The 24,882-nt window shown below is 68.0% G+C and carries 28 protein-coding genes; 13 read left to right on the forward strand and 15 right to left on the reverse strand.

Features of this window, described 5'->3' with window-relative positions; translation table 11 throughout:
- Positions 1-337: 337 nt before the first annotated feature.
- Complete coding sequence (locus tag AB0L65_RS44495) at positions 338-919, reverse strand: DUF6461 domain-containing protein (RefSeq protein ID WP_364259099.1); 582 nt, start codon at positions 917-919, stop codon at positions 338-340.
- A 523-nt stretch (positions 920-1,442) separates the two neighbouring features.
- Between AB0L65_RS44495 and AB0L65_RS44500 the strand changes: the two genes are divergently transcribed.
- Positions 1,443-1,817 (forward strand): hypothetical protein, encoded by a 375-nt coding sequence (locus AB0L65_RS44500; protein ID WP_364259102.1) that lies wholly within the window; start codon positions 1,443-1,445, stop codon positions 1,815-1,817.
- Between the two features lie 61 nt (positions 1,818-1,878).
- Entirely contained in the window at positions 1,879-2,019 is a 141-nt protein-coding gene (locus AB0L65_RS44505; RefSeq protein ID WP_364259105.1) for a hypothetical protein, read from the forward strand.
- 73 nt (positions 2,020-2,092) lie between these two features.
- Here the strand turns inward: AB0L65_RS44505 and AB0L65_RS44510 are convergent, their stop codons facing one another.
- The 4 genes from AB0L65_RS44510 to AB0L65_RS44525 all read right to left on the reverse strand — a co-directional run bounded on the left by AB0L65_RS44510 (position 2,093) and on the right by AB0L65_RS44525 (position 5,923).
- The gene (locus AB0L65_RS44510) at positions 2,093-2,620 is read right to left on the reverse strand and encodes an EF-hand domain-containing protein (protein ID WP_364259108.1); all 528 of its coding nucleotides are present in this window, start codon (positions 2,618-2,620) and stop codon (positions 2,093-2,095) included.
- Positions 2,621-2,982: 362 nt separating this feature from the next.
- Positions 2,983-3,357: an STAS domain-containing protein gene (locus tag AB0L65_RS44515; protein ID WP_364259111.1), complete on the reverse strand. Its 375-nt coding sequence runs from the start codon at positions 3,355-3,357 to the stop codon at positions 2,983-2,985.
- Positions 3,358-3,529: 172 nt separating this feature from the next.
- Positions 3,530-5,023, reverse strand: a complete 1,494-nt coding sequence (locus AB0L65_RS44520; protein WP_364259114.1) for an FG-GAP-like repeat-containing protein — start codon at positions 5,021-5,023, stop codon at positions 3,530-3,532.
- Between the two features lie 264 nt (positions 5,024-5,287).
- Entirely contained in the window at positions 5,288-5,923 is a 636-nt protein-coding gene (locus tag AB0L65_RS44525) for a hypothetical protein (RefSeq protein ID WP_364259117.1), read from the reverse strand.
- Between the two features lie 405 nt (positions 5,924-6,328).
- Between AB0L65_RS44525 and AB0L65_RS44530 the strand changes: the two genes are divergently transcribed.
- Together AB0L65_RS44530 and AB0L65_RS44535 are read left to right on the forward strand one after the other, a co-directional pair.
- Complete coding sequence (locus AB0L65_RS44530) at positions 6,329-6,784, forward strand: hypothetical protein (protein WP_364259120.1); 456 nt, start codon at positions 6,329-6,331, stop codon at positions 6,782-6,784.
- Between the two features lie 390 nt (positions 6,785-7,174).
- Positions 7,175-7,681, forward strand: coding sequence for a DUF6461 domain-containing protein (locus AB0L65_RS44535; RefSeq protein WP_364259123.1), 507 nt, complete (start codon positions 7,175-7,177; stop codon positions 7,679-7,681).
- Positions 7,682-7,779: 98 nt separating this feature from the next.
- Here the strand turns inward: AB0L65_RS44535 and AB0L65_RS44540 are convergent, their stop codons facing one another.
- Both AB0L65_RS44540 and AB0L65_RS44545 read right to left on the reverse strand, forming a co-directional pair.
- Positions 7,780-8,361 (reverse strand): dihydrofolate reductase family protein, encoded by a 582-nt coding sequence (locus tag AB0L65_RS44540; protein ID WP_364259126.1) that lies wholly within the window; start codon positions 8,359-8,361, stop codon positions 7,780-7,782.
- 278 nt (positions 8,362-8,639) lie between these two features.
- Positions 8,640-10,163: a beta-N-acetylhexosaminidase gene (locus tag AB0L65_RS44545; protein ID WP_364259129.1), complete on the reverse strand. Its 1,524-nt coding sequence runs from the start codon at positions 10,161-10,163 to the stop codon at positions 8,640-8,642.
- A 27-nt stretch (positions 10,164-10,190) separates the two neighbouring features.
- Between AB0L65_RS44545 and AB0L65_RS44550 the strand changes: the two genes are divergently transcribed.
- Positions 10,191-11,267, forward strand: coding sequence for an MBL fold metallo-hydrolase (locus tag AB0L65_RS44550; RefSeq protein WP_364259132.1), 1,077 nt, complete (start codon positions 10,191-10,193; stop codon positions 11,265-11,267).
- A gap of 24 nt (positions 11,268-11,291) precedes the next feature.
- Positions 11,292-12,155 carry a PHP domain-containing protein gene (locus AB0L65_RS44555; protein WP_364259134.1) on the forward strand — a complete coding sequence of 288 codons (864 nt, stop codon included), beginning with the start codon at positions 11,292-11,294 and terminating at the stop codon, positions 12,153-12,155.
- Here the strand turns inward: AB0L65_RS44555 and AB0L65_RS44560 are convergent.
- Positions 12,134-12,640: an NUDIX domain-containing protein gene (locus AB0L65_RS44560; RefSeq protein WP_364259137.1), complete on the reverse strand. Its 507-nt coding sequence runs from the start codon at positions 12,638-12,640 to the stop codon at positions 12,134-12,136. The two genes, AB0L65_RS44555 and AB0L65_RS44560, sit on opposite strands and share 22 nt — an antisense overlap.
- 165 nt (positions 12,641-12,805) lie before the next feature.
- On the opposite strand from AB0L65_RS44560, the gene AB0L65_RS44565 reads away from it, so the two are divergent.
- Together AB0L65_RS44565 and AB0L65_RS44570 are read left to right on the forward strand one after the other, a co-directional pair.
- Entirely contained in the window at positions 12,806-13,054 is a 249-nt protein-coding gene (locus AB0L65_RS44565) for a hypothetical protein (protein WP_364259140.1), read from the forward strand.
- Between the two features lie 272 nt (positions 13,055-13,326).
- Complete coding sequence (locus AB0L65_RS44570; protein ID WP_364259143.1) at positions 13,327-13,863, forward strand: GNAT family N-acetyltransferase; 537 nt, start codon at positions 13,327-13,329, stop codon at positions 13,861-13,863.
- A gap of 69 nt (positions 13,864-13,932) precedes the next feature.
- Here AB0L65_RS44570 and AB0L65_RS44575 read toward each other — a convergent pair whose 3' ends face one another.
- The 5 genes from AB0L65_RS44575 to AB0L65_RS44595 all read right to left on the reverse strand — a co-directional run bounded on the left by AB0L65_RS44575 (position 13,933) and on the right by AB0L65_RS44595 (position 17,886).
- On the reverse strand, positions 13,933-14,883 hold the full coding sequence (locus AB0L65_RS44575; protein ID WP_364259146.1) for a hypothetical protein: 951 nt from the start codon (positions 14,881-14,883) through the stop codon (positions 13,933-13,935).
- A complete protein-coding gene (locus AB0L65_RS44580) occupies positions 14,880-15,425 on the reverse strand; it encodes an RNA polymerase sigma factor (RefSeq protein WP_364259149.1) in 546 nt (181 codons plus the stop codon). The genes AB0L65_RS44575 and AB0L65_RS44580 overlap by 4 nt, the downstream gene beginning before the upstream one ends.
- Positions 15,426-15,533: 108 nt before the next feature.
- On the reverse strand, positions 15,534-15,938 hold the full coding sequence (locus tag AB0L65_RS44585) for a hypothetical protein (RefSeq protein ID WP_364259152.1): 405 nt from the start codon (positions 15,936-15,938) through the stop codon (positions 15,534-15,536).
- Positions 15,939-16,003: 65 nt separating this feature from the next.
- The gene (locus tag AB0L65_RS44590; RefSeq protein ID WP_364259155.1) at positions 16,004-16,378 is read right to left on the reverse strand and encodes a hypothetical protein; all 375 of its coding nucleotides are present in this window, start codon (positions 16,376-16,378) and stop codon (positions 16,004-16,006) included.
- Between the two features lie 113 nt (positions 16,379-16,491).
- Positions 16,492-17,886, reverse strand: coding sequence for an MFS transporter (locus AB0L65_RS44595; protein ID WP_364259158.1), 1,395 nt, complete (start codon positions 17,884-17,886; stop codon positions 16,492-16,494).
- 67 nt (positions 17,887-17,953) lie between these two features.
- Between AB0L65_RS44595 and AB0L65_RS44600 the strand changes: the two genes are divergently transcribed.
- Together AB0L65_RS44600 and AB0L65_RS44605 are read left to right on the forward strand one after the other, a co-directional pair.
- The gene (locus tag AB0L65_RS44600) at positions 17,954-19,363 is read left to right on the forward strand and encodes a cytosine permease (protein WP_364259161.1); all 1,410 of its coding nucleotides are present in this window, start codon (positions 17,954-17,956) and stop codon (positions 19,361-19,363) included.
- 35 nt (positions 19,364-19,398) lie between these two features.
- Entirely contained in the window at positions 19,399-19,884 is a 486-nt protein-coding gene (locus AB0L65_RS44605; protein WP_364259164.1) for a hypothetical protein, read from the forward strand.
- A 22-nt stretch (positions 19,885-19,906) separates the two neighbouring features.
- On the opposite strand, the gene AB0L65_RS44610 is transcribed toward AB0L65_RS44605, so the two are convergent.
- Positions 19,907-21,706 carry an alkyl sulfatase dimerization domain-containing protein gene (locus tag AB0L65_RS44610; protein ID WP_364259167.1) on the reverse strand — a complete coding sequence of 600 codons (1,800 nt, stop codon included), beginning with the start codon at positions 21,704-21,706 and terminating at the stop codon, positions 19,907-19,909.
- 133 nt (positions 21,707-21,839) lie between these two features.
- On the opposite strand from AB0L65_RS44610, the gene AB0L65_RS44615 reads away from it, so the two are divergent.
- The 3 genes from AB0L65_RS44615 (at position 21,840) to AB0L65_RS44625 (ending at position 24,275) form a co-directional block, all read left to right on the forward strand.
- Entirely contained in the window at positions 21,840-22,469 is a 630-nt protein-coding gene (locus AB0L65_RS44615; protein ID WP_364259170.1) for an HAD family phosphatase, read from the forward strand.
- Positions 22,470-22,527: 58 nt separating this feature from the next.
- Positions 22,528-23,466 (forward strand): ribose-phosphate pyrophosphokinase, encoded by a 939-nt coding sequence (locus tag AB0L65_RS44620; RefSeq protein ID WP_357752793.1) that lies wholly within the window; start codon positions 22,528-22,530, stop codon positions 23,464-23,466.
- An 80-nt stretch (positions 23,467-23,546) separates the two neighbouring features.
- Positions 23,547-24,275, forward strand: coding sequence for a nucleotidyltransferase domain-containing protein (locus AB0L65_RS44625; RefSeq protein ID WP_364259174.1), 729 nt, complete (start codon positions 23,547-23,549; stop codon positions 24,273-24,275).
- Here the strand turns inward: AB0L65_RS44625 and AB0L65_RS44630 are convergent.
- A complete protein-coding gene (locus tag AB0L65_RS44630; protein ID WP_364259178.1) occupies positions 24,256-24,816 on the reverse strand; it encodes a helix-turn-helix domain-containing protein in 561 nt (186 codons plus the stop codon). The two genes, AB0L65_RS44625 and AB0L65_RS44630, sit on opposite strands and share 20 nt — an antisense overlap.
- Positions 24,817-24,882: the final 66 nt, after the last annotated feature.

Below are 24,882 nucleotides of genomic sequence, written 5' to 3' on the forward strand. Positions count from 1 at the left end.
CGGCGGCATGAGCGTGTGCGTCAGCAGTGCCCATGGCGATCAGCGAAGTCGACGGCCGGCCGGTGGGTGAGCGGACGGTCGCGTCGGTGGCGCGCGAGTTCTGATCGTGGGCCCTTGGCCGTGCCCGTTGCGTGTCCGTCAGGTTGGTGCATAGCGGGGAGTCACGGAGGCTCATGGTCGCTCGGCCGGCATTTGCCCAGGCCGGCGTTTCCCAGCTCAAACCGTGTGATCTTGAGAGGCTTCCCAAGCTGACAGCGCGGGTTCGATTCCCGTCACCCGCTCCACCAGCAAGGCCTTCACCAGGGGGCGCTTCGCGCCGATCAAGCTCAGACTGTGTCTATTGTGGCTTCGACTTGGCAGGTTCTGGGACGACGCCCCACCTGAACGTGGAGCCCTTCAGCAGTCGCTCCGTCGTCCTGATTCCGGTCAGGTGCTCGACGAGCAGGAAAGCCGGCCCTTTGTAGAGATAGGAAAACCGCGGGTAGAGCCGGTCGATGTCCGCCATCGTGTCCACGAGTTCGTCCGGGGTCCCTATCGGATATCCCTCATCGTCTCCCCAGCAGAATCTGATCTCGCCGTCCTCGCACCAGTAGAAGTAGTCGATGCACTTGATGGCGAGTGCGGCTTGGGAGACGAGGCGGGTGCCCCTGGAGAGCTCAGTGATCACGCCTTCGCAGGTGCCGAGCCAGTCAGGGTCCAAGACGAACGTCCAATCGCCGATGGAGGTGACGCCGAGAGGCTCCCCTGGGCCTGGGAAGTCATCCGGGTCGTCGGGGAAGGCACCAGGCGTGAAGTCCTCCCATCGGCCGCCGAGGCGCGCGACCACCTGTTCAGGCGTGGCACGCACGTAGATGAAACTGCAGGACTCCCAGGAGTATTCGCCGCAGAGCCAAGAGACATCGATGGGCTGCAAAGACATGTCGCCATGCTGCCGGCCGTCACCGACAGGCACAGAACCCGTCGGCAGGGGATGACGGGGCTGCGCGATGCGCAGCTCGCCGACGGCCGGAGCAGTGCTGCCACCTTCGCGCGAAGGGTGCGACCCTTCCCGCAGCATGCACGGAATGGATCTTGAGGCATCGTCCCAGGTCGGGACCCATGATGTGGAAGAGTGGTTCGTGCGGGGATGCAGTGACTCGGCGTGGAGTCCGCCGGCCCGAAGGTGTGCGCGAGCTGCCGACCGTGCCGGGGTGATCTAGGCTCAGGGCTCCCTCCTACGACCACCTGGCGGTCTCTTGCTTCCGTTACCGACGATTCCCCCTCGTTGGGGAGCGCCCCTACTTACTCTGGCGGCTCTGGCGGCCCCCGCCTCGCGCACCATCACGCGCTATCTCCCCGAAGGGGCGATCTACAGGACGGCGTTCATCCGCTGTCCCTTTGCTCTGTCCGTAGACGCTCCCGTATACGCTGGGCCACCTGGCTACGAGGATGTCGGCTGGCTGATGGAGATCAACTGGCACGCCGTGTCCGCCGAGTCGTACGGCTGGCCCACCCTGATGATGGCACTGGGACTAAGCGCGACTCTCGCCCTTCGGAGCAGGTGGGGAACGCTCGCCGGATGGCTGACGGCGGCCCTGTTCGTGGTGGTCGCCATTGTGTTCACCATCCCCTACGCCTTCGAGATTGTCTCGGATAGCTGCGTGTACACATTCCGTTTCGTCGGATGGGACGTGGTGGAGCGCGGGCCGTTCCTGCATTACTTGGCCGGCGCAGTGCTGGTCCTGTTCTTGACGCAGGTTCGGCGCGAGGGTGTGCACTTTAACGCCCTGTTGGGGAGGGAGCGTGACCGTAGCCCTGGCCCCCAGGACTTCCGATGAACGGCATGGCGACTGGCCCTGAACGGTCCTGGACGTCGATCAGGGACCCACGGACCAGACGTTGGTCCTGGAGTTCGCCGGGAGCGAGGATGACGCCCCAGAGGAGCGGAACGTCCTGTGGCGGCTTACGGGATATCTGATCGGGCCGCGCGTCGCCATCGACGACACGGCGTGGAACAACGGCCGCACCCTCCACCTGTGACAATGTCCTGCCATAGCGGAACGCCCCGGCGTTCGGTGCGCTCCACGGCCTCACGGATGACGCCACCTTCGGGCTATTCCACCAGCGCGCCGAATACGTAGGTTCCGGGAGCGTCCGGGTCGTCGCCGGCCCAGAACTCTGTCCAGTGGGTGCGGAACTCGTCGCGAGTGAGGTGGCCGTCACCGTCCAGGTCGAGGCGCGGGAAGATCTCATCGGTCGCTGAGGGCGCCCCGTTCCACGTCTCGATGAGCGCGCCGTATTCCGAACAGGAGATGAGGCCGTCGCCGTTGAGGTCGATGGCCTCGAACATCGCGTCGGCAGTGCCGGAGACCGCGTCGGTCATGTCACCGAGTCTTTCCACGACGAGAAGCACCTGGTCGAGGGAGACGGCGTCGTCGCCACCGGGGCCGGAGGCCGCTCGGAGCACCGGCCACCAACCGTTCATGACGGAGGCCAGTCGCTCTGGGTCGACGGACCCCCCGACGGCCGTCCAGCGGTGGGCGAGCGCCTGGAAGTCGGCCTGGGTCAATCGGCCGTCGCCGTCCACATCCATTGCCCGGAAGACTCTGCCGACCTTTCTACGCTGGAACTCACTGGCCACATCCGCCTCCGCTCTTCGGGAGACTCAATGTTTTCGAGTGATCACTAATCGCAACCATAGTCATTTGAGTGACGAATGTGTTACTTAGCGTGGAGACCGTGGTTCGTGACGTCGGAAATCGTCATCCGAAGGACGGGATCAACGAGGATCAGAGAGATGCATGCCGTCGTCCGGCTCCTACAAGCGGTCTAAGAATCACCGAGCTCTGAACTGGTCCACCAGGCACATCGAATGGTTCCCGTTGGTATCAAGCGCCACCACCCCTGAGCGTGCGGCAGGAGGGACTGTTCTCGCGTGGTGCATCGCCGTGGCGTTACCACGCTGTGCCCATCGAACTCGCTGACCGAGTGCCATACCGTCGCTCACGCACCAGAGCGCAGCTGCTCCACGGCCGACTCCACCGTCTCGCGGAACCTGAACGCCCGGTCCAGCCTTATCTGTCGGCAGTGTGCCAGCAGGTCAGCAGGAGCTGCTGCGACGACCAGCGCTCCGCCACCTGTCATCACCCGCTTCGCGCTCGAAAGAACCGCTCCGATGGTCCAGCTGTCCCAGGCGTCAACGCCGGCGAGGTCGAGGACCAGATAGGGCGGATCCGGCATGGGCAGCGCCGTCATCGCATCGCGAAGACGAGCCCCCAAGCGAGCATCGTGGCAGAACTCACCGCTCACGTGCAGGACCGCATACCAATCGTGCAGCGCCCCATGAATCTCCAGCGCAGCACCAGGTTGCTCACTCATGCTGCAACCCCGTCTCTGCCGATTGTCCTCCATTCTGCCCCCGGCTTGGGCTCCGGGGTGGTCATCGTGCTGGGGCAGGATCGTGGATGGCTGAGGTGGCGGGCTGATCATCGGGCAAGTAGCGCCCCGTTAGGGCGAGCCTCCGTGAGTGGTGGATTGGGCTGAGGTCGGCTCAGTTCAATGAGCGGCCGAAGCCGATGTCCTGCCCGGGCGGGGTGCCCTGGTCGGGGCTGATGAAAGTGGGCCTCGTCGTGCTCACACCGTCTGACGAGCCTGGCAGTACGGCTACTGCCGACTCGGTCGGGATCGCAAGTGCGAGGTCCGCCCGGCCGTCGTTGTTGAAGTCCGACAGCTGCAGGGAAGCGCCGAACGATTGAACGTGCTGCGCATCGAGCACGTCGTCCGGTTCGATTACCTGGGCTCCTGCATCCGGCAGGCGGTTCTTTCCTCCGTACAGAAGGAAGGCGGTGCCTTTGCCGGCGGACTTGGCGGGTGCGCTGACCGCTACATCCGCGTATCCGTCGTGGTTGATGTCGCCGACAGCGAGATAGCCGCCGAACCCGTCGCCGTCCACGGAACCTGCGAGCAGGCCGCGAGAGTCCTGGGAAATCAGTACGCCCTTGCCTGTCAGTCCCTTGGGTGAGCCGCGGTGAACGTAAATCTGGCCTCCGGGGTCGGCTGCGTCGGCATAGCTGTTGCCCGCGATCACGTCGCCAAAGCCGTCGCCGTTGACGTCGCCGACGCTCAGGGCCTGTACGCCCCACGCGTCGAAGGTGTGACCGGCCACGTCCTTCAGCCCACTGGAGGAGCCGCGGTAGACCGCCCCCTTACCCTCATCAGCCGGATCGTCGTCAGAAAAGGCGACCACGAGATCGTCGATTCCGTCGCCCGTGACGTCGCCTGCTGCCAGCGCATTGATCTCACTGGACTTCTTGACTGTTCGAGGCCGTGGCGGATGCTGCCGTATCCGACTGCTCCCATAGACCACCCCAACCGACTGTTCCGTCACCAGTCCCAGATCCTGGTAGCCGTCCCCGTTGAAGTCGCCCGCGGTCAACAACTTCCCGAACGTCGCGTCTTCGGGCTCGAGCAGAACCGCCGAGCGGCTGGACAGCCCCTCCTTGCTGCCGAAGAAAATCGTCACAGCGGCAGGCGAGAGATTGGATTCGGGAGTCGCGCCGACGGCGAGATCGGCGTAGCCGTCGCGATCGAAATCGCCGCTGGCGGACGACACGCCGAAACTGCTGCCTTTGGTCGAAGCCGTCGGCTGACCGGCCTGTTCAGGCTGGAGAAGCTTCTGACGATTCGTGGTGAGTCCGTCGGCTCCGCCGTACGAGACGATGACGTATCCGGAAACCGTGGAAGGATTGCCCTCCCACCATGGTCCAGGAGCACCGATGGCGAGATCGGCGTAGCCGTCGCCGTTGTAATCGTGGGCCTTCACCGTGTCGCAGCCCACTCGGCATTTTCCGCTGGTTTCCGGCAGCTTCAGCGGTGCCTTCGTCGGAGTCGGTGAGCGAGTCGTGGACGGAATCTCGGCAGGTTCAGGCGCATGAGCCGGAGCGGACGTGATCGGGAGCCGAGTCGCCGGAGCCTCGGCGGAACACGCGGCCAGACCTACCGCGATGGTCATGGTCGCAAACCCTCGCGTGATGGTCGTCCGCATGACCGGCAGGATAAAAGGTCGCCGTGAGATGAGTACGACGAAAGGCGCCGATCGAATCTGGGCGCGCTTTCGTGTCGCCACGTCGCTCCAGGTCACCGTTGCTGGCGGGGCGAGAAGTATGCCGACCGATATTTGCCGGTGCGGCTCAAGGGGTGCCGCTCCGCGCGGCCTCGCGGTCCTGCGTTTGTCAGGGGTGGCCGCAGTTGTGGCTGTGCTTGTGCTTGGGGCGATCGGCGGGAAGTTTCGGGTCGCAGGGCAGATGTACTAATGGCGTTCGGGAGGCAGTTCGCCGACTCGCGCCACCGTGTGGGTTCCATTGGCTGTGCATCGCCAGACGGCGACTTCGTGTTCCAGTTCGGCGCGCAGGCCTAGATCATGAGCGGAGCAGACGGGCCAGACCTTCCAGAGCAACTCCATGATCACTTCCTGGGTGGCGTCCGCGACGCTCGCGAGCGCCTCCTGAGCATCGCTTCCCTCGGCGGGCCTGATGCCGTTGCCGTGGTAACCACCCCGGAACTCCACCCTGGCATGACCGCTGTCATCCCAGTCAGGGATGACCAATCGGAGGGTTCCGGTGATTCCCCTGCTGCGGACGTCGCGCTCGACAAGCTTCAGTGCCTGTTCCAACGCCACCCACAGACTTGGTTCGAGGGCGAAGGTGGGTTCGAACCGGACGTCACGGAGAAGCCTCCTGCCCAGGCGGGTCACGTCGGCCGTTGTCAGATGAGAAGTTGGGCGTTCGAGGAGTTCCCGCGTGGCAGGGGTGCTTCTGCCGGCTTCCTCCAGCAAGCAGGCCAGCGCGAGGACGGGTTCGGCGTCAAGGGCGCCGTCGCGCAACGCCACGTAGATGCGGCCTGTCAACTCGTCGAAGACCTGCCGGGCTTCCTCATGGGAGTGCACGCTGCAGTGTTGCCGATCGGATGAAGCCAGGCAACCGAAATTGTGGCGTGCGGCTCGGTGAAAATGGCGGCTGGGCTGTGTCCCCTTTCTGCAGCGCTAGGGAGCCGAAGGTGCTCTTTGAGAACGTGCCTGCCTGCGAAACGTTCCGCCGTGCCGCTGGTACCGGATGCGATGCCCCTTGCCTCTTCTGGAACGAGACGCGCTGGCGCGCGAATCGCTCACTGCTCTGTTTGTCGCGGGTCTGGATAAGGCGCTCGTCGGTCGAGATGTCGAAGTCCTTGACGGGCTCGGCCTGATTCGGGACTTAGCAGCCGTGTAGCAAGTACGCGTCGTACATGTGTCCCGACTCCGGGCGCTCGACCAGCGAAGCGGGAGATTGTCGTACGGGGTGGCTACGGTTCGGGTGTGACGTATCCCGAGGTCATCCCGATTTCGTACGAGCCCGACTATCACACCGACCGCATCGGCCGATGGCGTGATGGTCAGTTCCTTGGCGGGGTTGTTCCTGCCTTTCGGGAAGGCTACTCAAGAACAGAGGATTGGTTGGCCCATAAGCGGTGGTACGCCGTTCTTCATCGCTTCAGCCCTGAAGGTCACTACCTTGACTCGCGCGTCGAATGTACCGGAGCCGATGACAAGCACAGGGAGTCGGTGGACGCCGCAGACCGGCGGCTGGGCGAATGGCTCGCCGAGCTGCCCGACCTCGAGTTCGGCGACATCGCCATTCGTCCGTTTCGGCTGGAATTCGATGGCGTGGTGTTCGGGCTGGTCCTGGAAGACCATGAGGGCGACGAGTGCGCGGAGCTTTACCCCAACAATCTTGGCTTCTATGCACCCTGGGACGGCCTCTACGACACCTGATCACCATCATTACGGGCCAAGGAGAGCCGGAGTTCGGCCCCGCCGGTCGTAGGGTGCTGGGCGGCAGGGAGCCAGTTGTCCGAGCTGGGCGCATTTTGGCTCGTCGAGCGCAGTTCGGAGCGCGCATGGGTCTCCCGCGAGGATGGCCTGCTCTGAATGCGTTCGGCCTCCATCGACCGCTAGTGCTTCGCTTCGCATCGACGCCGACAAGGCCAGGTCTTGGCTGATCGTTGCTGTCTGCGGGCCGAGGGCGGTCTCCGGCACAGGTCAGTGCCACCACGAGCCAAGGTGCTTGCGATTCCCGCGCCCGGCAGCGCACCCCTTCGGGAAGCGTCGCGGGACGTTGCCCGATCTGGTGAGGCGGTCTTTCGTCGTTAGGAGAAATGTTTCATGAGCGGTGCGACAGCGGCTGACTATGCGTGGCTGGCGGAGGAGTGCACTGGTCACGATGGCGAGGCAGGGCTGTGCCTGACCTTCGTGCGGGGGTTGCCTCCCGACGAAGCCTTTCGGCGGATCGGGGCCGCCCCTGGAGCTACCGGCGAGTTCGGAATTGCAGCCTATGCCGTGCAGAGCGGGACTGTTCTTGAGTACGGATGGGCAGGGATGTTACGGGAGCAGTCGGTTCCCTTGTCCGTCGGCACTGTCGTGGCCACCGTATTCGTTGACATCAACCACGATGACTTCTTCTATCTCGTCGACGGCCGGCGGATCAGCTCATTCAGCTGGTACGCCTACTCCCTTCGCCACGGTCTCGACCCTGATCCGCTCCTGGCCGACGTACACGAGTTGGGGCTCGACCTGGACGATGGCACCGAAGAACCGCTGCCTAGCGCGCTCGCGCTGGCCGAGCGTGCCACCGGAGTGCGGTTGCACCGCGCCGACCACATCAGAGCCTGAGGGAAGCGCGAGGAGATCGCGACCGCCTGCACAGGAACCGCCTACGGGCGCTCATCGAATCCCGATGGCCTTCCAGCGACTCGGCGCGGTAGGCGAGGTCATCGGCGAACGCGGTAGCGGAGGTGTGTGGCTTCCCGTCCTCGGATGACCTGGATGGTCTCCAGTTCGATGTGGTCGGCGCCGAGGTGTTCGAAGAGTCGGCGGCCCTCACCGAGCAGGACCGGGACCAGGTGGATCTGTATCTCGTCGAGGAGTCCGGCCAGGAGACAACCCTGGGCAGTACCCACGCCATGGACCAGCACGTTCTTCTCGCCGGCGGCCTCCTTGGCGCGGCGTACGGCGTCCTTGAGATCGCTCAGATAAGTGACGTTGGGCCACTTCGCGTATCGGGGGCCGGGTTGGTGGCGGCTGAGAATGAAGATGGGCACGCCGTCGTGATGATCTCCGTCCCAGCCTCCGGCTGGTTCGAAGGTCCCCCGGCCGGCGAGCACCGCTCCGGTGGAGAGAGAATCGTCAAGGACCTCACGATCGACGCCGTCCAGTTGTTCGGCGTCGCCGATGCCTCCCGTCCATTCGTGGAGGCGGTGTCCGCCGTCACCCAGGCCGTTGTCGGGTCCCTCATTGGGGCCGGCGACGAAGCCGTCGAGGGACATGGACATGTAGAGGACGGTCGACGACATGACGGGGGTTCTCCTTTGTTCGAATGATGAGCAGGGGTGGCGCAAATCTGATACCGCTTCACCGCCGGGCCGCGCACAACCGTGGGACGCCAGGTGTGTGAGTTGACCGACTTGATTCTCTTCGCGATCGGTGGCGTTCAGAACGAGCTGAAGGGGTGTGCGTCTGGAAGGTTGGGATCCTTGCTGGCGTTGATCGAGCGATGGATCACCGCCCAGACGCCCAGACGCCCAGAGGTCCGGAGAGTGGTTGGTTGCCGCAGTACCGGTCGTGTGGCAGGTCAGGCCATTCGCCAGGTTCGTCGAGGTTTGTTGTGCGGGCGTCCGGGGATGCCGGGGCGTTGCTGCCATGGGCGGGGTCCGTCGGGCGGGCGGTAGGCGACGCCCAGTGCGTCCAGGCGGGCGTAATGTGCCGCGTTCATCCGGCGCTCGAAGCCGTCGAAGTCGCGTTCGTCGGGAGCCGGCAGGTCCGACCAGGCCACCTCGGCGAACGCGACCAGCCGGGGAAACGCCTGGTAGTCCACTCGGCCGCGATTCTCGGCGACTTCCGTCCACAGGTTGGCCTGGGTGCCGATGACGCGGGCCGCGTGAGCCGTGCCCGCCAGCCGGGGCGGTACGGGCTCGAACCGGTAGACGTCCTCCAGCGTGTGCACCCAGCCGAACGGCACGGGCTCACGGGCATCCTGGGACTGGACGTGATCGAGGTAGACCTCCTGCTGAGGGCACATCACCACATCGTGCCCGGCCTCGGCAGCGGCGATGCCGCCCGTGTACCAGCGCCAGCACGCGACGGCGGCGCCCTCCGCCAGGCCGCCCTCCAAGATCTCGTCCCAGCCGATGAGACGACGGCCACGCTCGGCGAGCCGGCGGCCGAAGTGGCCGATCATCCAGGACTGGAGCCCGTCCTCGTCCTTGAGCCCCAATTCCCTGATGCGTGCCTGCGCCGTGGGTGACTCGCGCCATTGGCCTTTGAGACACTCGTCGCCGCCGATGTGGATGAACAGGCTGGGGAAAACCTCCAGCACCTCTTCCAGAACGCCCTCGTAGAAACGCAGTACGGCGTCGGTCGGGGCGAGCACGTTAGGGCTCTTTCCCCATTCGGTCCACACCTCCAGCGCGGTGGTGTCGATGACGTCGGTGTTCCCCAGTTCGGGATAGGCGGCGATGGCCGCCTGCGAATGACCTGGGATATCGATCTCCGGGACGACCGTGATGTGCCGCTCCCCGGCGTACGCGACGATCTCGCGTAGGTCGTCCTTGGTGTAGAACCCGCCGTGCGGCCGTTCCTCCCAGATCGCCGGCTCGCCCCAGCCCATGCGGGTACGCGGACGCCACGCGCCGACCTCGGTCAGCTTGGGATACCGCTCGATCTGGACGCGCCAGCCCTGGTCATCGGTGAGATGCAGATGGAACACGTTGAGTTTGTGCGCGGCCAGCAAGTCGACGTACCGCATCAGGTCTTCCTTGGGCAGGAAATGGCGTGCGACGTCGAGCATGAATCCCCGCCAGGCGAAACGCGGCGCGTCGTGTACGGTCACGTACGGCACCATGACCGGCTCTCGCGCGATGGGGGCACGGCGAAAGGCGTCCAGGCCCTGGATCTGCCGTAGGGTCTGACGTCCCCAGAAGACACCGGCCTCGTCACCGCCCACGATCTCGGCGCCGTCGGCCGACACGGTCAGTCGATATGCGTCAGGCCGGAGTAACGGATCGACGCGGGTACGCACGACCCCTGTGAACGGCCCGGCACCTCCGGCCCATTCGAGCCGGTCCGGTGCGGGAATCAAGCCCAGTTCGATCGCCACCGGCCTATTCTGCGCTCGGCCTGCGGCATGAGGAAGGCAGCCGGCGCCGGCAGAGATATCCACTGGAAATTTCGCCGCCGGGCCGCGAACCTGGCGAGCATCCATCAAGGCCAGTATCCGAACATCTGGAAGGCGTATCCGATGACGCAGACCTCCCAAGAGCATCCGGATCTGCTGGTGAAGGGGCATCCTTTCCGGCAGTGGAAGACGTGGCGGATCCCCGGCACCGCGTTCACCCTCACCGGTTACTCCCGGGCGAACGACAAGACCTTCTTCCACATACCGGAGCTGCGATGCGCCCTGGACGCCGGGTTGTGCGAAGGGCGGCAGCCCGAGACGGTCTTCTTGACGCACACGCACCACGACCACGCCAAGGATCTCGACTACCTCGCCTCCAGGCCGTCCGGCGCCGACATCTACCTGCCGGCCGAAGCGCTGCCGTATGTGGAGGCTTTCCTGCGTGCGTCCGCCGAGCTGAATCACGCGGCGCCGTACGATCCGGCGCTGGCCCCGGCCTATCGTCTTCACGGCGTGCGGCAGGACGACGAATTCGCTTTCGGCTCCCGTGGCCACCACGTGCGCGTGGTGGGATGCGAGCACAAGGTGCCCTGCGTGGGCTACGCGTTCAGTGAGAACGTCAAAGAACTGCTGCCCGAATTCCAGGACCTGCGGGACGAACTCGTCCAGGAGGGACGCGGCGCGGAGTTCGGCCGGATCATGGCGCGGAAACGGCGAGAAGGCGTGGAGGTCGACCGGCAGGTACGCCGCCCCCTTTTCGCCTTCCTCGGCGACACGCATGTGTCGGTGTTCGAGCGGAACCCCTGGCTGTTCACCTATCCGGTCATCATCACCGAGTGCACTTTTCTCCACGACAGCGAACTGCCTCGCGCGGACCGGGTCGGGCACACGGTGTGGAGCCGGCTCAAACCCGTGGTCGAGGCGCACCCGGACACGCTGTTCGTGCTGACCCACTTCAGCCTGCGCCATTCCGACCAGGAGGTGGTCGATTTCTTTCAGCGGGAACGGCATGACAACGTCCTGGTGTGGGCTAATTCGGAAAGCCACCTGCCCGAGCAGCACCAGTCCGGGCACGCAGACCAGTAGACGGTCGAAGGAGAGGATGAGGTCATGCTGCCCGCGGACAGTCATGTTCACAGCGAATGGTCGTGGGACGCGCCGGGCGGCTCGATGGAGCGGACCTGCGCGCGGGCGGTGGAGTCAGGGCTGCCCGCGGTCGCGTTCACCGAGCACGTGGATTTCACGGCCTGGGTGGTCCTTGCCGAAGACCTCGACGAATACGCGCATCTCAAGCCGTTCGTCACGCCGGCGGGAAAACTGGCCGGAACGCCGGCCGGAACGCTGACTCCGCCGAGATTCGATCCCGACGGATATCTGGGGTGCGTGCGGCGCTGCCGCGATCGGTTCCCGAGCCTGCGCATCATCACCGGGGTGGAATTAGGCGAACCGCATTGGTACGGCGACGAGGTCGCGAGGCTGCTCGACGCCGGGCAGTTCGACCGGGTGCTCGGTTCGCTGCACTGCCTGCCGGTGGGGCGGCAGTTCTCCGAGCCGCCGTATCTCTACCGTCAGCGACCGGCCGCGGAGGTGATCCGGGAATACCTGGCCGAGATACCTCGCCTGATCAAGAGCTCGGACGCCTTCGGGGTGCTCGCCCACATCGACTACCCGCTGCGTTACTGGCCTGCGCAGGCCGGGCCGTTCGATCCGAACGCGTTCCAGGACGAGTTCCGTCATGCCTTGCGCGTGCTCGCCGACAGCGGCCGGGCTCTGGAGGTCAACACGCGGGGGCCGCTCCATCCCGAGATCGTTCGCTGGTGGCGCGACGAAGGCGGAGACGCGGTCACCTTCGGCAGCGATGCCCACGACCCGACCGGAATCGCGTACCGCTTCGCCGAGGCGACGGCCATGGTCGAGGCCCAGGGTTTCCGGCCCGGCCGTCACCCCCATGACTACTGGACGCGTACGGGCTGACCGCCGTCGAAGTACTGCCCCACCATCCGCGTGTGCAGCGGGAACGCCAGCTCCTGCGGCCGGTCGATCACCAGCCACTCCGTCGTTTCGGCCGTGGCAGTCACCGGTGGAAGGGCGGCCGAGCTCGTACGCGGCCCCAAACCGAAGATCAGCACCGTGCCGTCGGGGGCGCTGAGCACGTCGAACAGCCGGACGTCGTCCGCCTCGACGATGACGCCCGTCTCTTCCCGAAGCTCTCGGGCCGCCGCCTGCTGCCAGGATTCGCCCAGGTCGATGAAGCCGCCGGGCAGGGCGAGCTCGCCGCGGTGCGGCTCGACGTCGCGGCGGATCACCAGCAGTCCCTGGTCCACCGGCAGCGCCATCACGGCGACGGGCAGCGGGTTGAGGTAGCTGGTGTTGCCGCAGCCGGCGCAGGTCCGCGGCCAGTCCTGGTCCGGGACGTAGGCCGTGCCGCAGAAGGAGCAATGGGAGTTTCTGGTCGTCACGATCACGAGGCTAACGCCGTAACCGGAAACGGCCGACGATCGCTGAGCCGCAAGAAGGAAGCAGCCGCAAGAAGGAAGCAGCCGCAAGAAGGAAGCAATGGAGAAGAGACACGGAAGCCCCGGCTGCCAGGCTTTCGGCTCAATCGAGAAAGGACGAGTGGCTTCATGCTGTGGAACAAGGTCAGGAACGTGGCGGTCACGGCGGCGGCGGCAGCAGCCGTCGGCGCGTTCGTACCGGCTCCGGCCAGCGCCGACGTCTGGGAGTACGTCGCGGCCTATCCGCTCACCACCGCGGGTTACGACAAGTGCATGGTCGACGGCAAGCAGTGGCAGGGGAGCTGGCGGTGCCGCAAACTGACGGGTGAGCACTGGTCGCACACGAAGGCGGACTACCACCTCGAGATCCTCAAGTAGCGCTCCGGCACCCTGGCGACGCCGCTGAGCAGGGGCTCCTCCCAGGGGGGCGAGGGGCCAGGGATGCGGCTCGTCCGAGAAGTGCACAACGACGGGCTTCACCAGTGCGAGCCCGTCGATGAAGCTGGTGGCGTGGAGCGTCACCTCCAGCGCCTTGGCCTTCGGGGGTTCGGAGGCCAAGGCGCTCCTGGAGGCCGGCCAGGTGATTACCCGGCCGGCGCCTGTCCCGAGGGCAGTTCGGGTCGTTCATCGGTTATGGCACGCTCTGACCCATGCAACTCAGAACGGGCGCGCCGCGCGACGCCGACCTCATCGCGGCGTTGCACGCCGAGAGCTGGCAGACGGCCTACGCCGGGATCATGCCCGCCTCCTTCCTCGACGGCCCGCTCCTGGAGGACCGCAAGGCGCTCTGGGCCGCCCGGCTCACGGCCAGTGAGCCGGGCACCCTCGGGAACGCCTCCCATCTGCTGCTCGCCGAGCAGGACGACGCGCTGCAGGGTTTCACCTACCTGATCGCGCAGCCCGACGGCCGGGTCCTGCTCGACAATCTCCACGTCCGCCCCGCGCGTAAACGCTCCGGTATCGGACGCCTGCTCATGAGCCGCGCCTTCGGCTGGGCAGCCGCCCACCACCCCGGCAAGGCGGTCTACCTGGAGGTGCTCAGGGACAACGCCCCGGCCATCGCCTTCTACGAGCGATGCGGCGGCAGCGCCACGCGGGACTTCTGGGAGAGCGTGCCCGGAGGGGTCGAACTGCCCGTGATCGAGTACGCCTGGACACCCGAAAGCGTCAAGGCCCTGGCCGGCTGATCAGGGGTTCAGTTGACCAGTTCGGCGAAGGCCGCCACGATCCCCCACTTCCTGGCCGATCAAGAAGCGTTATTCCTTGATGACGTTGTCGCGTGGACCGCCGTAGACAGGGTTGCGGTCGTAACGCTTGTCGGTGACGAGCAGGCGGATCACTCCGCGCTCGCGGATGGACTCCTCCGCCTCCCAGACGACCCAGTCGTCCCCCACGGGAGTGGTTCGCGTGGGGCCCTCGCCGAAGCCGCCCGGGTTGCCCGGCGCGATCTCCATGATGAGGAAGGTGACCTTCAGTCCGCGCTTCCTGAGCTCGGGCAGGACCTCGCCGACGGTCTTCTCGTCCACCCGGAGCCCGGCGAGCGAGCGACCCTTCACGGTCGCCAGCCGGTAGTCGGGCTTGACCTCCTTCTGAACAGGCCTGTCCTCCAGGACGCACGGCCCGATTGGGCCGGTCATCAGGATGGTGGTGGTGGTCTGCTCCCCGATCGTCCAGACGAAGGTCTGGCCGGGCTTGAACAGCCTGGTGTCGATCCGCATCTGCCAGCCGCGCCCCTCTTCTCCGGGAATGTTCTCCGGTACGGAGTACAGGCCCGGGGGGATGTCCTCGACGTGGGTCCCGCGCGGCTCCCGGCACATCTTGCCCGGAGGCACGTAGTCGACGACGGCGGGGACGTTGAGCTCCTGCAGTTGCCTCGTCAGCCCCGCGGCGTCACGGAAGTCCCGCAGCTTGACGTACACGACGCCGTCGGAGTCCTTGGTGACCGCGTACGAAGGCGGCACCCCGGTCCGCAGCAGGCCCTGGCCCACCACGATGCCCACGGCGAGCGTGGCCGCCACGGCCAGCCCCAGGAACAGGCGCCGGGCCCGATACGGGCGTGGGGGAGCCGCGGGCGGGCCGGGTTCGGTGGCGGTGATCGAGGCCAGCAGCGTCCGCGCCCCCGCGTCGGACGCCTGCCCCCCTGGCCGGCCCGGCTCCACCCGGGCCAGTGAGCGGGTGATCGTGTCGATGTCGTCGGTGTTCTTCACAGCTGCCTCTCCGCCGGGATCAGCCGGCTCTCCGACGTGAAACGGACGTCCGCCTCGGCCAGCGCGCGGGCGAAGCGCCTGCGGGCGCGGTGGAGCCTGATGCGTACGGCGTTGCGCGACAGGCCGAGCACCGTGGCGATCTCCTGCCGGTCCAGGCCCTCCCACGCGACCAGCGCCAGCAGCTCGCGGTCGTCGTCGGACAGGCTCCGGAAGACGTGCGTGATCGCGGACAACTCCACCCGGCTGTCGGGCGAGGCTCCGTACAGGTCGGCCATCTCGGTGTCGAGCTCCACGCTGCGCGCCTGGCGGCGGACCTCGCCGCGATAGTGGTTGGCCAGCACCTTGCGTGCCGTGCCGTACAGCCACAGCGTGGCTTCCTCCCCGTCCGGGAGGTCGTGTATCCGCCGCCAGGCGACGGCGAAGGTCTCCGCCACCACGTCCGCCGCATCCTGCGGGGAGTCGCAACGGCGCGCCGCGTACGCCGTGATCAGGCCGTACGTTTCCTGGTAGACGGACTCGAACCTGGCCCGTTCCTCATCCACGAGGCATCCCCATGCCCGGCTCCTTCATAGTGCGATGTACGGACATCTGTGCCTATGTAGGGAGGCGGGCCATCATTTCGCGTCAGAGCGGAGAAAGTTCGAGGGAGCTCAGTCAGTCGCGCGTTCGAAGGCGCTGAGCACGCGGGCGGTCGGGTCCGGCGCCCCCTCGTCCCTGAGGCGGTCGGTGAGGAGGAAATCGGTCAGCTCGAACGCGGCGGCGTGCTCGTCCTCGCTCAGGAAGAAGACCCCGCCGGCGGCGTCAGGGTCCCAGCCATGCGTCAGCGCATGGTCGATGACCTCCCGCACGTCCTTCGGGGTCGGGTAGGAGTTGTCGCTCGCGCAGCCCCACGGCAGGACCGCCTTCGACAGCAGGTCCGCCTGGAGCACCCGGCTGTTCTTCCCGGCGCCCCAGACCCGCAGGCGGACGCATCTGTGGCAGTCGCGCCCGCCGGACACGTGGTGGATCTCGCCCTTCCACACGAACTCCCGCTCACGCGCGCGGAGCTTGCGCAATCTCGTTCGTATGGTGCCCACCCCCGCGCCGAAGCCTAGCCGACCCGGCGAACGGGAACGCCTGGTCATCCTTCGAACCGGATCGTCGCCCCCCGGTCGGTGATCGACAGCACGCGGAAGTTGAGCGTGCGCTTGCTCCCGTGCCGGAACTCCCCCCTGGCGCCCTCCCCCAATGACGAGGTGAGGCCGGGGGCCCGTACGACGACCATGTCCTGGTTGAAGAGGCCGCCCATGTACTCCTTGGAGACGCGCACTCTGCCGAGGCCGTACGTGCTGGAGACGCGGAAGCTCACGGCCCTTGTGAACGTGAACTTACACTTCCCGTCGTAACAGGCCCGCAGGTTCGGGGCGGAGGCGGCGGCCGGGGTCGCGGCGAGGACCGGCGGCGCGACCAGCGCGCAGGCGAGGGTCAGAGCGGTGATGGCCTTCCGGGGGTGCATGGTCTCCCTTTCGTCGGCTGTTGCGGCCCGGTACGCCGTGCTCACGTGGCTCGGCCGCAGGGGGTGAGGCCTTTCTACAAGGCATGCGCCGGGAGGGGTCCCGGGCGGAGGCGCTAACGCGGGCGGGCGAGGTCGTACACGGCGGCCACCAGGGAGAGGAAGATGAACAGCAGGACCACCGCCAGGCCGTGACGGAAGGCGGTCGCCCAGTCCGCGCCGAGCGCGCCGAAGAACGTGGAGCCGGCCGTCGCGATGCCGATCGCCGAGCCCAGCCGCTGGCCCGTCTGCAGGACCCCCGCCGCGCTCCCGCCGCCCTCGGGCGGCACCTCCGACAGGGTGATGGCCTGGTTGGGCGAGATGACCAGGCCGCTGCCGATGCCCGCGACCAGCAGCGGCAGTGCGGTGGCCAGGCCCGCGCCGGGCCCCGGCACCAGCACGGTGGCGGCCATGGTCGCCGCCAGGCCGGCGATCACCGTGACCAGGCCGATGACCACCACGCGGCGCCCCGCGCGGGACACCAGCCGCCCGCCCACCACGCTGGACGAGGCCGAGCCGAGGGCGAACGGCGTGATCGACAGGCCCGCCAGCAGCGGGCTGTAATGGAGGCCGCTCTGCAGGTACAGGGTGAAGATGAAGAAGATGCCGGTGAATCCGGCGAAGTAGAACAGCCCGATGGCCGTGCCGAGGCGATAGGAGCGTTTCCTGAACAGCGCCAGGTCCACGAGAGGCTCGCGGCGGTAGAACCGTTCCCACGTCACGAAGCCGCCCAGGATCAGGAGCGAGGCGGGGATGATCAGCCATTTGGCGTTCCCCTCCCACTGGTGGCGCTGGATGAAGGGCAGCAGCAGGCCCGCCACCCCGACACCCAGGAGGAGCACGCCCACCGGGTCCATGCTCTCCCGCCGCCGCGGCACGTCCTGGCGCGGGGCCGGCAGCACGTGCCAGGCCAGCGGCAGCAGGGCCAGCCCGATCGGCACGTTCACCAGGAACACCCACCGCCACCCCAGCTCGGGCCCGGACAGGGTGACCAGGGCGCCACCGATCAGCGGCCCGGCGGCCGTGGAGAGGCCGATGGTGGCACCCAGCGCGCCGAACGCCCGCCCCCGCTCGTGCCGCGCGAACATCTGCTGGATCAGCCCCGACACCTGCGGGTTCACCGTTCCGGCGGCCATGCCCTGCACGAGCCTGGCCGCGATCAGCACCTTCATGTCCCAGGCGAAGCCGCACGCCGCGCTGGCGAGCGTGAACAGCGCCACCCCCCACATGAACAGCGTCCTGCGACTCCTGGCGTCCCCCATGCGCCCGGCCGGGACCAGCAGCAGGCCGAACGTCAGCGCATAGCCGGAGACCGTCCACTGCAGGCCGTCCGCCGTCGCGTGCAGGCCGGCGCGGATCGACGGCAGCGCCACGTTGACGATGCTCACGTCCAGTCCGGTCATGAACGCCGACACCAGGCACACGGCCAGTGCATGCCGCCGCCTGTCGAACCCGGTGGTCTCCGCGCTCATGCCGTCCAGAATCTCACCGACCGTCCAAGGGTTCTCTTACCGGGTATGGGGCGAGTAACGTCCGATCATGGACACGATGACCGTCGAGCAGAACGGCATCAACGCGGTCCCCGAGGCCGAGCGGCGCGGCCGGCCGGGGGACCTCTTCTGGCCGTGGGCCGGCTCCAACCTCTCCCTGTTCGGTGTCGCCTTCGGCGTGTACATGGTCGGTCTCGGTCTGGGCGTGATCCCCGCGATCATCACCGGGGCGGTCGGGTACGCGCTGTCGTTCCTGCTGGTGGGCCTGGTCGCGGTCGCGGGGACGCGGTCGGGCGTGCCGACGATGACGCTGGGACGGGCGCCGTTCGGGTACCAGGGGAACAAGCTGCCCGCCGTTTTCTCCTACATCTCGAACGTCGGCTGGGAGATCGTGCTCGTCACGCTCTCCGCGCAGAGCGGCGCGGCGATCCTGGCGCGGCTCGCGCCCGGCGTCCCCGCCACCACGGCCACCGCCGTGTGCTTCGCCGTCGCGGCCGTCGTGGTGATCGCGGTCGGCGTGTACGGCCACGCCCTGATCATGGCGGTCCAGCGGTACCTGACGTACGCGTTCGTCGTGCTGACCATCGTCTACATGGCCCTCATGGCGCCGAAGCTCGGCGGGGCGCTGAAGAGCGACGCGGGTCCCGGCGAGTGGGTCGGCGGGGTCGTCTTCGCCATGACGCTGCTGGGCCTGGGCTGGGTCAACTGCGGCGCCGACTACTCCCGCTACCTGCCCGCGAACTCCCGGGCGAGGTCGGTGGCGCTGTGGACCACGCTGGGTGGCGCGGTGCCGCCCATGGTGCTGCTCGTGTTCGGCGTGCTGCTGGCGGGCGGCGACCCGAAGCTGGCCGAGGCAGCCGGGGGCGACCCGGTGGGCGCACTGGCCCAGGCGCTGCCGACGTGGTTCCTGCTGCCGTACCTGCTGACCGCCATCGGCGGCTTCCTGGCCGGGGCGATCATGGACATCTACTCGTCCGGGCTGTCGATGCTGGCGCTCGGCGTGCCGGTCAGGCGGCACTACGCGGTGCTGATCGACGGCGTGCTCATGGTGCTCGGCGGCTACTACCTGCTGTTCGTGTCCAGCAGCTTCCTCGGCACCTTCCAGGCGTTCCTGGCGATCATCGGGGTGGTGATGGCGGCCTGGGTGGCGATCTTCCTGGTGGACATGTGGCGGCTGCGCGCGGGCGGCAGGCTGTACGACGAGCGGCTGCTGCGGCCGGGCGCGCCCGCGCTCAACTGGGCCGGGCTGGTCTCGCTGGTCGTGGCGTCGGCCGTGGGCCTCGGGCTGATCACCTCGGGCGACCCGAACATCGCCAGGATCGTCGGCTTCCTGATGAGCGACGAGATGAAGACGGGCACGTTCGCGGGGGCGAACATCGGCGTGGTCATCGCCCTCGTGCTGGCCGGGCTGCTGTACTTCCTGATCACCGTCTTCACCGGGCGGCGCCGCGAGGCGTGACGGCGCCGGGGTCCTGAGGTTACTCTTGGTGAGTAATGATGGACATTCCGTCGCGGTTGCTGCGGTGGGCGGTGCATGCCACGGCCTGCGGGCTTCTGGTGCCCGCGGTGGTGGGCTCGCTGCGCGAGGACCAGGTGGCCGTGGCCGTCGGGGGGCTGGTGCTCGGCTTCGCCTATGCCGCCGGTCCGCTGATGTCCGGAGGGCTGCGGGTCGTGTGGCTCGGGCTCGTGACGGCCGGATGGGTCGTGCTGGCGGTGGCGGCGCCGCCGTTCGTGTGGCTGGCGTTCCCGCTGCTGTTCGCGTACCTGGACGTGCTGCCGCTGTGGGGGGCGATGTTCGGGGTGGCGGTGCTGACCTCGGCGGCGATCCTGGCGGCGGTGTGGCACGCCGGCGAGCTGACCCTGCCGCTGGTGCTCGGGCCGGGCATCGGGGCAGCGGTGGTGACGCTGCTGGCGCTGGCCTGCAAGGCGCTGCGCCAGGAGGTCGAACGGCCCGAGCAAGAGCCCTCGCTCAGGCCGTGACGACCTGAGCGAGGGCAGAGGCTCAGGCCGTGACGATGGCGAAGTCGGGTGTCGCGTGGTCGAGCACGGCGACCAGCCGCTGCAGCGCCCCCGTGTCCCCCTCGCGCTCCACGCCCCCGACCCCCTTGCCCGCCAGCAGCCCCACGAGCTGGTCCTTCGTCAGCCGCAGCGTCAGGTCGGCGCTCTCGTCCGCGGGCTCCCGCTGCTGGATGAGCGCGCCGTTCGAGAGCGTCGTACGGTACCGCTCCCCCAGGTCGGTCAGGTACCAGTCGATCGACAGCCGCTCGTGCCAGGCGCGCGGCCCGTCCACGCGGATGGCGAGCGAGTCGAAGATCTGCTCCACGGACAGCGCGGCGAGCAGGTCGAGCGAGCCGGCGTCCACGGTGGCGGGCACGATGCCGTCGGACAGCTCCAGCGCGCCCATGAGGTAGAAGTTGCGCCACACGGCGTTCTCGGCGCCGTGGCCGAGCCGGGTGTAGACCTCGGCGAGCAGGTCGCGGGCCTCCTTGTTGCCCTCGTCGGCGAAGACGGCGTGGTTGAGCAGCTGGGCGGCGAAGCGCAGGTCGTTCTCGTCGATGTAGCGCCTGGCGAACGCGACCACGGCCGAGCCGCCGCCCAGGCAGTCGACGTACCGGACGGCGCTCTCCCGCGGCGGGTGCTCCCACAGATGCGCCGGGTTCCCGTCGAACCATCCCAGGTAACGCTGGTAGACGGCCTTGACGTTGTGACTGACCGAGCCGTAGTAGCCGTGCGTGTGCCAGGCCTGCTCCAGCTCGGGCGGCATGTGCATGGCCTCGGCGATCTCGGGCCCGGTCAGGCCCTTGTTGAGCAGCCGCAGCGTCTGGTCGTGCAGGTACGCGTACATGTCCCGCTGCTGTTCGAGGAAGCGGACGATGCCGCCGCGGCCCCAGGTGGGCCAGTGGTGCGAGGCGAAGGCGACGTCGACCCGGTCGGCGAACAGCGTGACGGCCTCGTTCAGGTAGCGCGCCCAGGCGCGGGCGTCGCGGACCATGGCGCCGCGCAGGGTGATGACGTTGTGCTGGTTGTGCGTGGCGTTCTCGGCCAGGCACAGGACGCGGCGGTCGGGGAAGAGGAAGTTCATCTCGGCGGGGGCCTCGGTGCCGGGCGTGAGCTGGAAGAGCATCCGGATCCCGTCGACGGTCTCCTCCTGGCCGGTACGGGTGATGTCCGTCGTGGGCGGGATGAGCGACACGGTGCCCGTCGAGTTGGTCATGCCGAGGCCGCAGCCGATCTGGCCCTCGGGCGAGCGGGGCAGGGCTGGGCCGTACATGTAGACGGCCCGGCGGGTCATGGCGGGGCCCGCGTAGACGTTCTCCGACACCGCGTGCTCCATGAACCCCTCCGGGGCCAGGATCGGCACGCCTCCCCCGGTGACGCCGCGTACGCCGCCGAAGTGGTCGACGTGCGAGTGGGTGTAGACCACGCCGGTGACCGGGCGGTCGCCGCGGTGCTCGCGGTAGAGCCGGAGTGCGGCGGCGGCGCACTCCGTGGAGATCAGCGGGTCGATCACGAGGACGCCGCGCTCCCCCTCGACCAGGGTCATGTTCGACAGGTCCAGGCCGCGTATCTGGTAGACGCCCTCCGCGACCTCGTACAGACCTTGCCTGGCGCACAGCTGGCCCTGCCGCCAGAGGCTGGGATGGGCCGTCGCCGGGCACTCCCCCTGAAGGAAGTCGTAGGAGTCGTTGTCCCAGATGACCCGGCCGTCGGCCGCTTGGATCACTGCCGGACTCAGTTTCGCGATGAAGCCGCGGTCGGCGTCCGCGAAGTCGTCCTTGTCGTGAAATGGAAGGTCTGCCATGTCTAGCCGAGTGCCCGGGAATCACTCCAGATAGCTCAATAAACACCCCTAATAGCATGAATCTAGGGCAATAAGGACATGCCTGGCCCGGCCCCTCGACGCCGTGTGGTTGGCTGGTCGGGTGGAAGCGTGCGTGTTCGACCTCGATGGCGTGCTGGTGGACTCCGAGCCCGTGTGGGAGGAGGTGCGCCGGGCGTTCGTCGCCGAACACGGCGGCACCTGGCAGCCCGACACGCAGTCCAGGCTCATGGGCATGAGCACCGGGGAGTGGGCCGCGTACCTGCACTCGCTGGGGGTGTCGATGCCCCCCGACGAGATCGCGCGAGGCGTGGTGGACCAGATGGCCGCACATTACCGCGACGGGGTGCCGCTGATGCCGGGGGCGGTGGAGACGGTGCGGCGGCTGTCCGACGCCGTCACGCTGGGGCTGGCCAGCTCGTCCCCGCGCAGGCTGATCGACGTGGTGCTGGACGCGGCCGAGCTCGAGGAGTGCTTCGCGGCCACGGTCTCGACCGAGGAGGTCGCCCGCGGCAAGCCGGCGCCCGACGGATACCTCGAGGCCGCCCGGCGGATCGGGGCGGACCCGCGCAAGTGCGTGGCGGTGGAGGATTCGAGCAACGGGCTGCGTTCGGCGCACGCGGCGGGCATGCGCGTGATCGCCGTGCCGCACCCGCACTACCCGCCCGCTCCCGACGCGCTGGCCCTGGCCTGGCGGGTCCTGCCCGGCCTCGACGAGCTGACCGCCGATCTGCTGCTCGTTTGACCGCACCCCCGGGTCGCTCATGTGAACGCCGAGGTCGGGTGGCTATGCTTACGGAATCGTGCGAGACATCACGGTTTTCTCTGGAAGCGCCCACCCTGAGCTGGCTGAAGAGATCTGCAGGCATCTGGGTACGCCACTCCATCCGGTGCGCATCGAGCGCTTCGCCAACGACGTCCTCGAAGTACAGCTCCAGGCCAACTGCCGTGAACGCGACGTGTTCCTCATCCAGCCGCTCGTGCCGCCCGTACAGGAGCATCTGGTCGAGCTGCTGCTGATGCTGGACGCGGCGCGCGGCGCGTCCGCCGCGCGGACCACTGTGGTCCTGCCGCATTACGCCTATGCCAGGTCGGACAAGAAAGACGCCCCGCGCATCTCGATCGGCGCGCGGCTGGTCGCCGACCTGATGGTGGCCGCGGGCGCCAGCCGCGTGCTGGCCATGACACTCCACTCGCCGCAGGTGCACGGCTTCTTCAGCGTCCCCGTCGACCACCTGCACGCGCTGCGCGAGCTGGCCGCGCACTTCCGCCAGTACGACCTGTCGAACACGGTCGTCGTCTCCCCCGACCTCGGCAACGCCAAGGAGGCCGCCCACTTCGCCCGGCTGCTCGGCACCGGCGTCGCCATGGGCGCCAAGCAGCGCTTCAGCGACGACCGCGTGGTGATCAGCTCCGTGATCGGCGACGTCACGGGCAAGGACGTGATCATCCTGGACGACGAGATCGCCAAGGGCAGCACGGTCATCGAGCTGCTCGACCGGCTGCGCGAGCGGGGAGCCCGCTCGGTGCGGGTGGCCTGCACGCACGGGCTGTTCGCGGGCGGGGCGGTGGAGCGGCTGAGCGCGCTGCCGGAGGTCGAGGAGATCGTCTGCACCAACACCGTGCCGTCGCCCAAGCCCAGCGACAAGCTCACCGTGCTGTCGATCGCGCCCGCGCTGGCCGAGGCCATGCGCCGGATCCACGACGGGGAGTCGGTGAGCGCGCTGTTCAACGCGTCGTGACGATGTGACCGGAGCCGTGCGGACCCGCTGTGATCTGCGCGGCTTTCCCACTCGGCGGTTTATCGATCATAGTGACCAGTATGCACGCGGCCACCGAACGACTGCTGAGCGACTTTCTCCGGGGCGTCGAACCGGCCGTGCCCTTGGTCGCCTTATGGGCACACGGTTCGCTCGCCACCGATGACTACCAGCCCGGCCGCAGCGACCTGGATCTGATCGCGGTCATCGACGCTCCGGTGACGATGGAGCAGTGGCGCCGGATCAAGGCCGTCCACCGGGCGCTCGACGGGCCGCTGGCCGCGCACCTGCACTGCTCGTACCTGGCCAGGGAAGAGCTGGCCGACCCCTCGGTCGAGCACGTGACCTGGGCGCACGAGCGCATCTTCCGCCGTCCCGTCAGCGCGGTCACCCGCCGCGAGCTGCACGAAGGGGCCCTGGAGCTGTACGGCCCGCCGCCCGCCGGGCTGCTGCCGCCGGTGTCGGACGAGGAGCTGACCGACTTCGTACGCGGCGACCTGCGCGACTACTGGCTCGTCAAGACGCGGGCCCGGCGGCGCTGGCTGCGCGACATCTGGGTGGACCTGGGCCTGCTCACGGTCGCCCGGGCCACGGTCACGCTGCGGGAAGGGCGGATGATCAGCAAGCGGGAGGCCCTCGACGTGCTCGCCGAGCTCGGGGCGCCGGAGAACGTGGTGGCCGACATCCGGGCACGCAGGTACGGCACGGCGCGGCCGGTGCTGAGCCGGTTCAGGAGGGGGCGGCTGTCCCGCGCGTTCCTCAGGTCCGCCATCAGGAAGGCCCTGACCTGAGGGTCGCCGTGAGCTCGGCCAGCGCCCGCGTGATCTGCTCCGGGGCCAGGCCGAGCACCGAGCGCTGGTAGCCGTACACCTCGGGGGCCAGGGGCGCCAGCAGGACGTCCACCAGCGCGTCGGGATCCGGGGTGCGGGCCGCGACCAGGAGCGCGCGCACGTGCGCCCGCCAGAAGCCGTACGCGCCCGTCTCGAAGCGCGAACGGCCCACCTCCGAGCCGAGGACCAGGTGCCGGTGGTCCTCCAGCAGGCGCACCATCGCGGCGTAGAAGGCGGCGAGCCGCTCGGCGGGCGGCGCTCCCGGGCCGAGCGGCGGATCGCCGCGCAGCAGCCGCTCCTGCAGCGCCCGCTCGTGCTCGTCGAGGAGCGCGACGGCGATCGACGCCCGGTCGGGGTAGCGGCGGTAGAGCGTGCCCCGGCCCACCCCGGCCTTCTTGGCGATGTCGTCCATCGTCACGTCCTGCGGGAGCCGCTCGGCGAAGAGCTGCGCGGCCGCCTCCAGGATGCGCGCGCGGTTCCGCGCGGCGTCGGCTCTTTCCATGCGTCCGATTGTATGTGGACACGACGTCCGGTTATATTGAAATGGACAGCGTGTCCACTTCAAGGA

Origin of the sequence: Nonomuraea sp. NPDC052116, assembly GCF_040680035.1 — a bacterium.
GTDB lineage: Bacteria > Actinomycetota > Actinomycetes > Streptosporangiales > Streptosporangiaceae > Nonomuraea > Nonomuraea angiospora_A.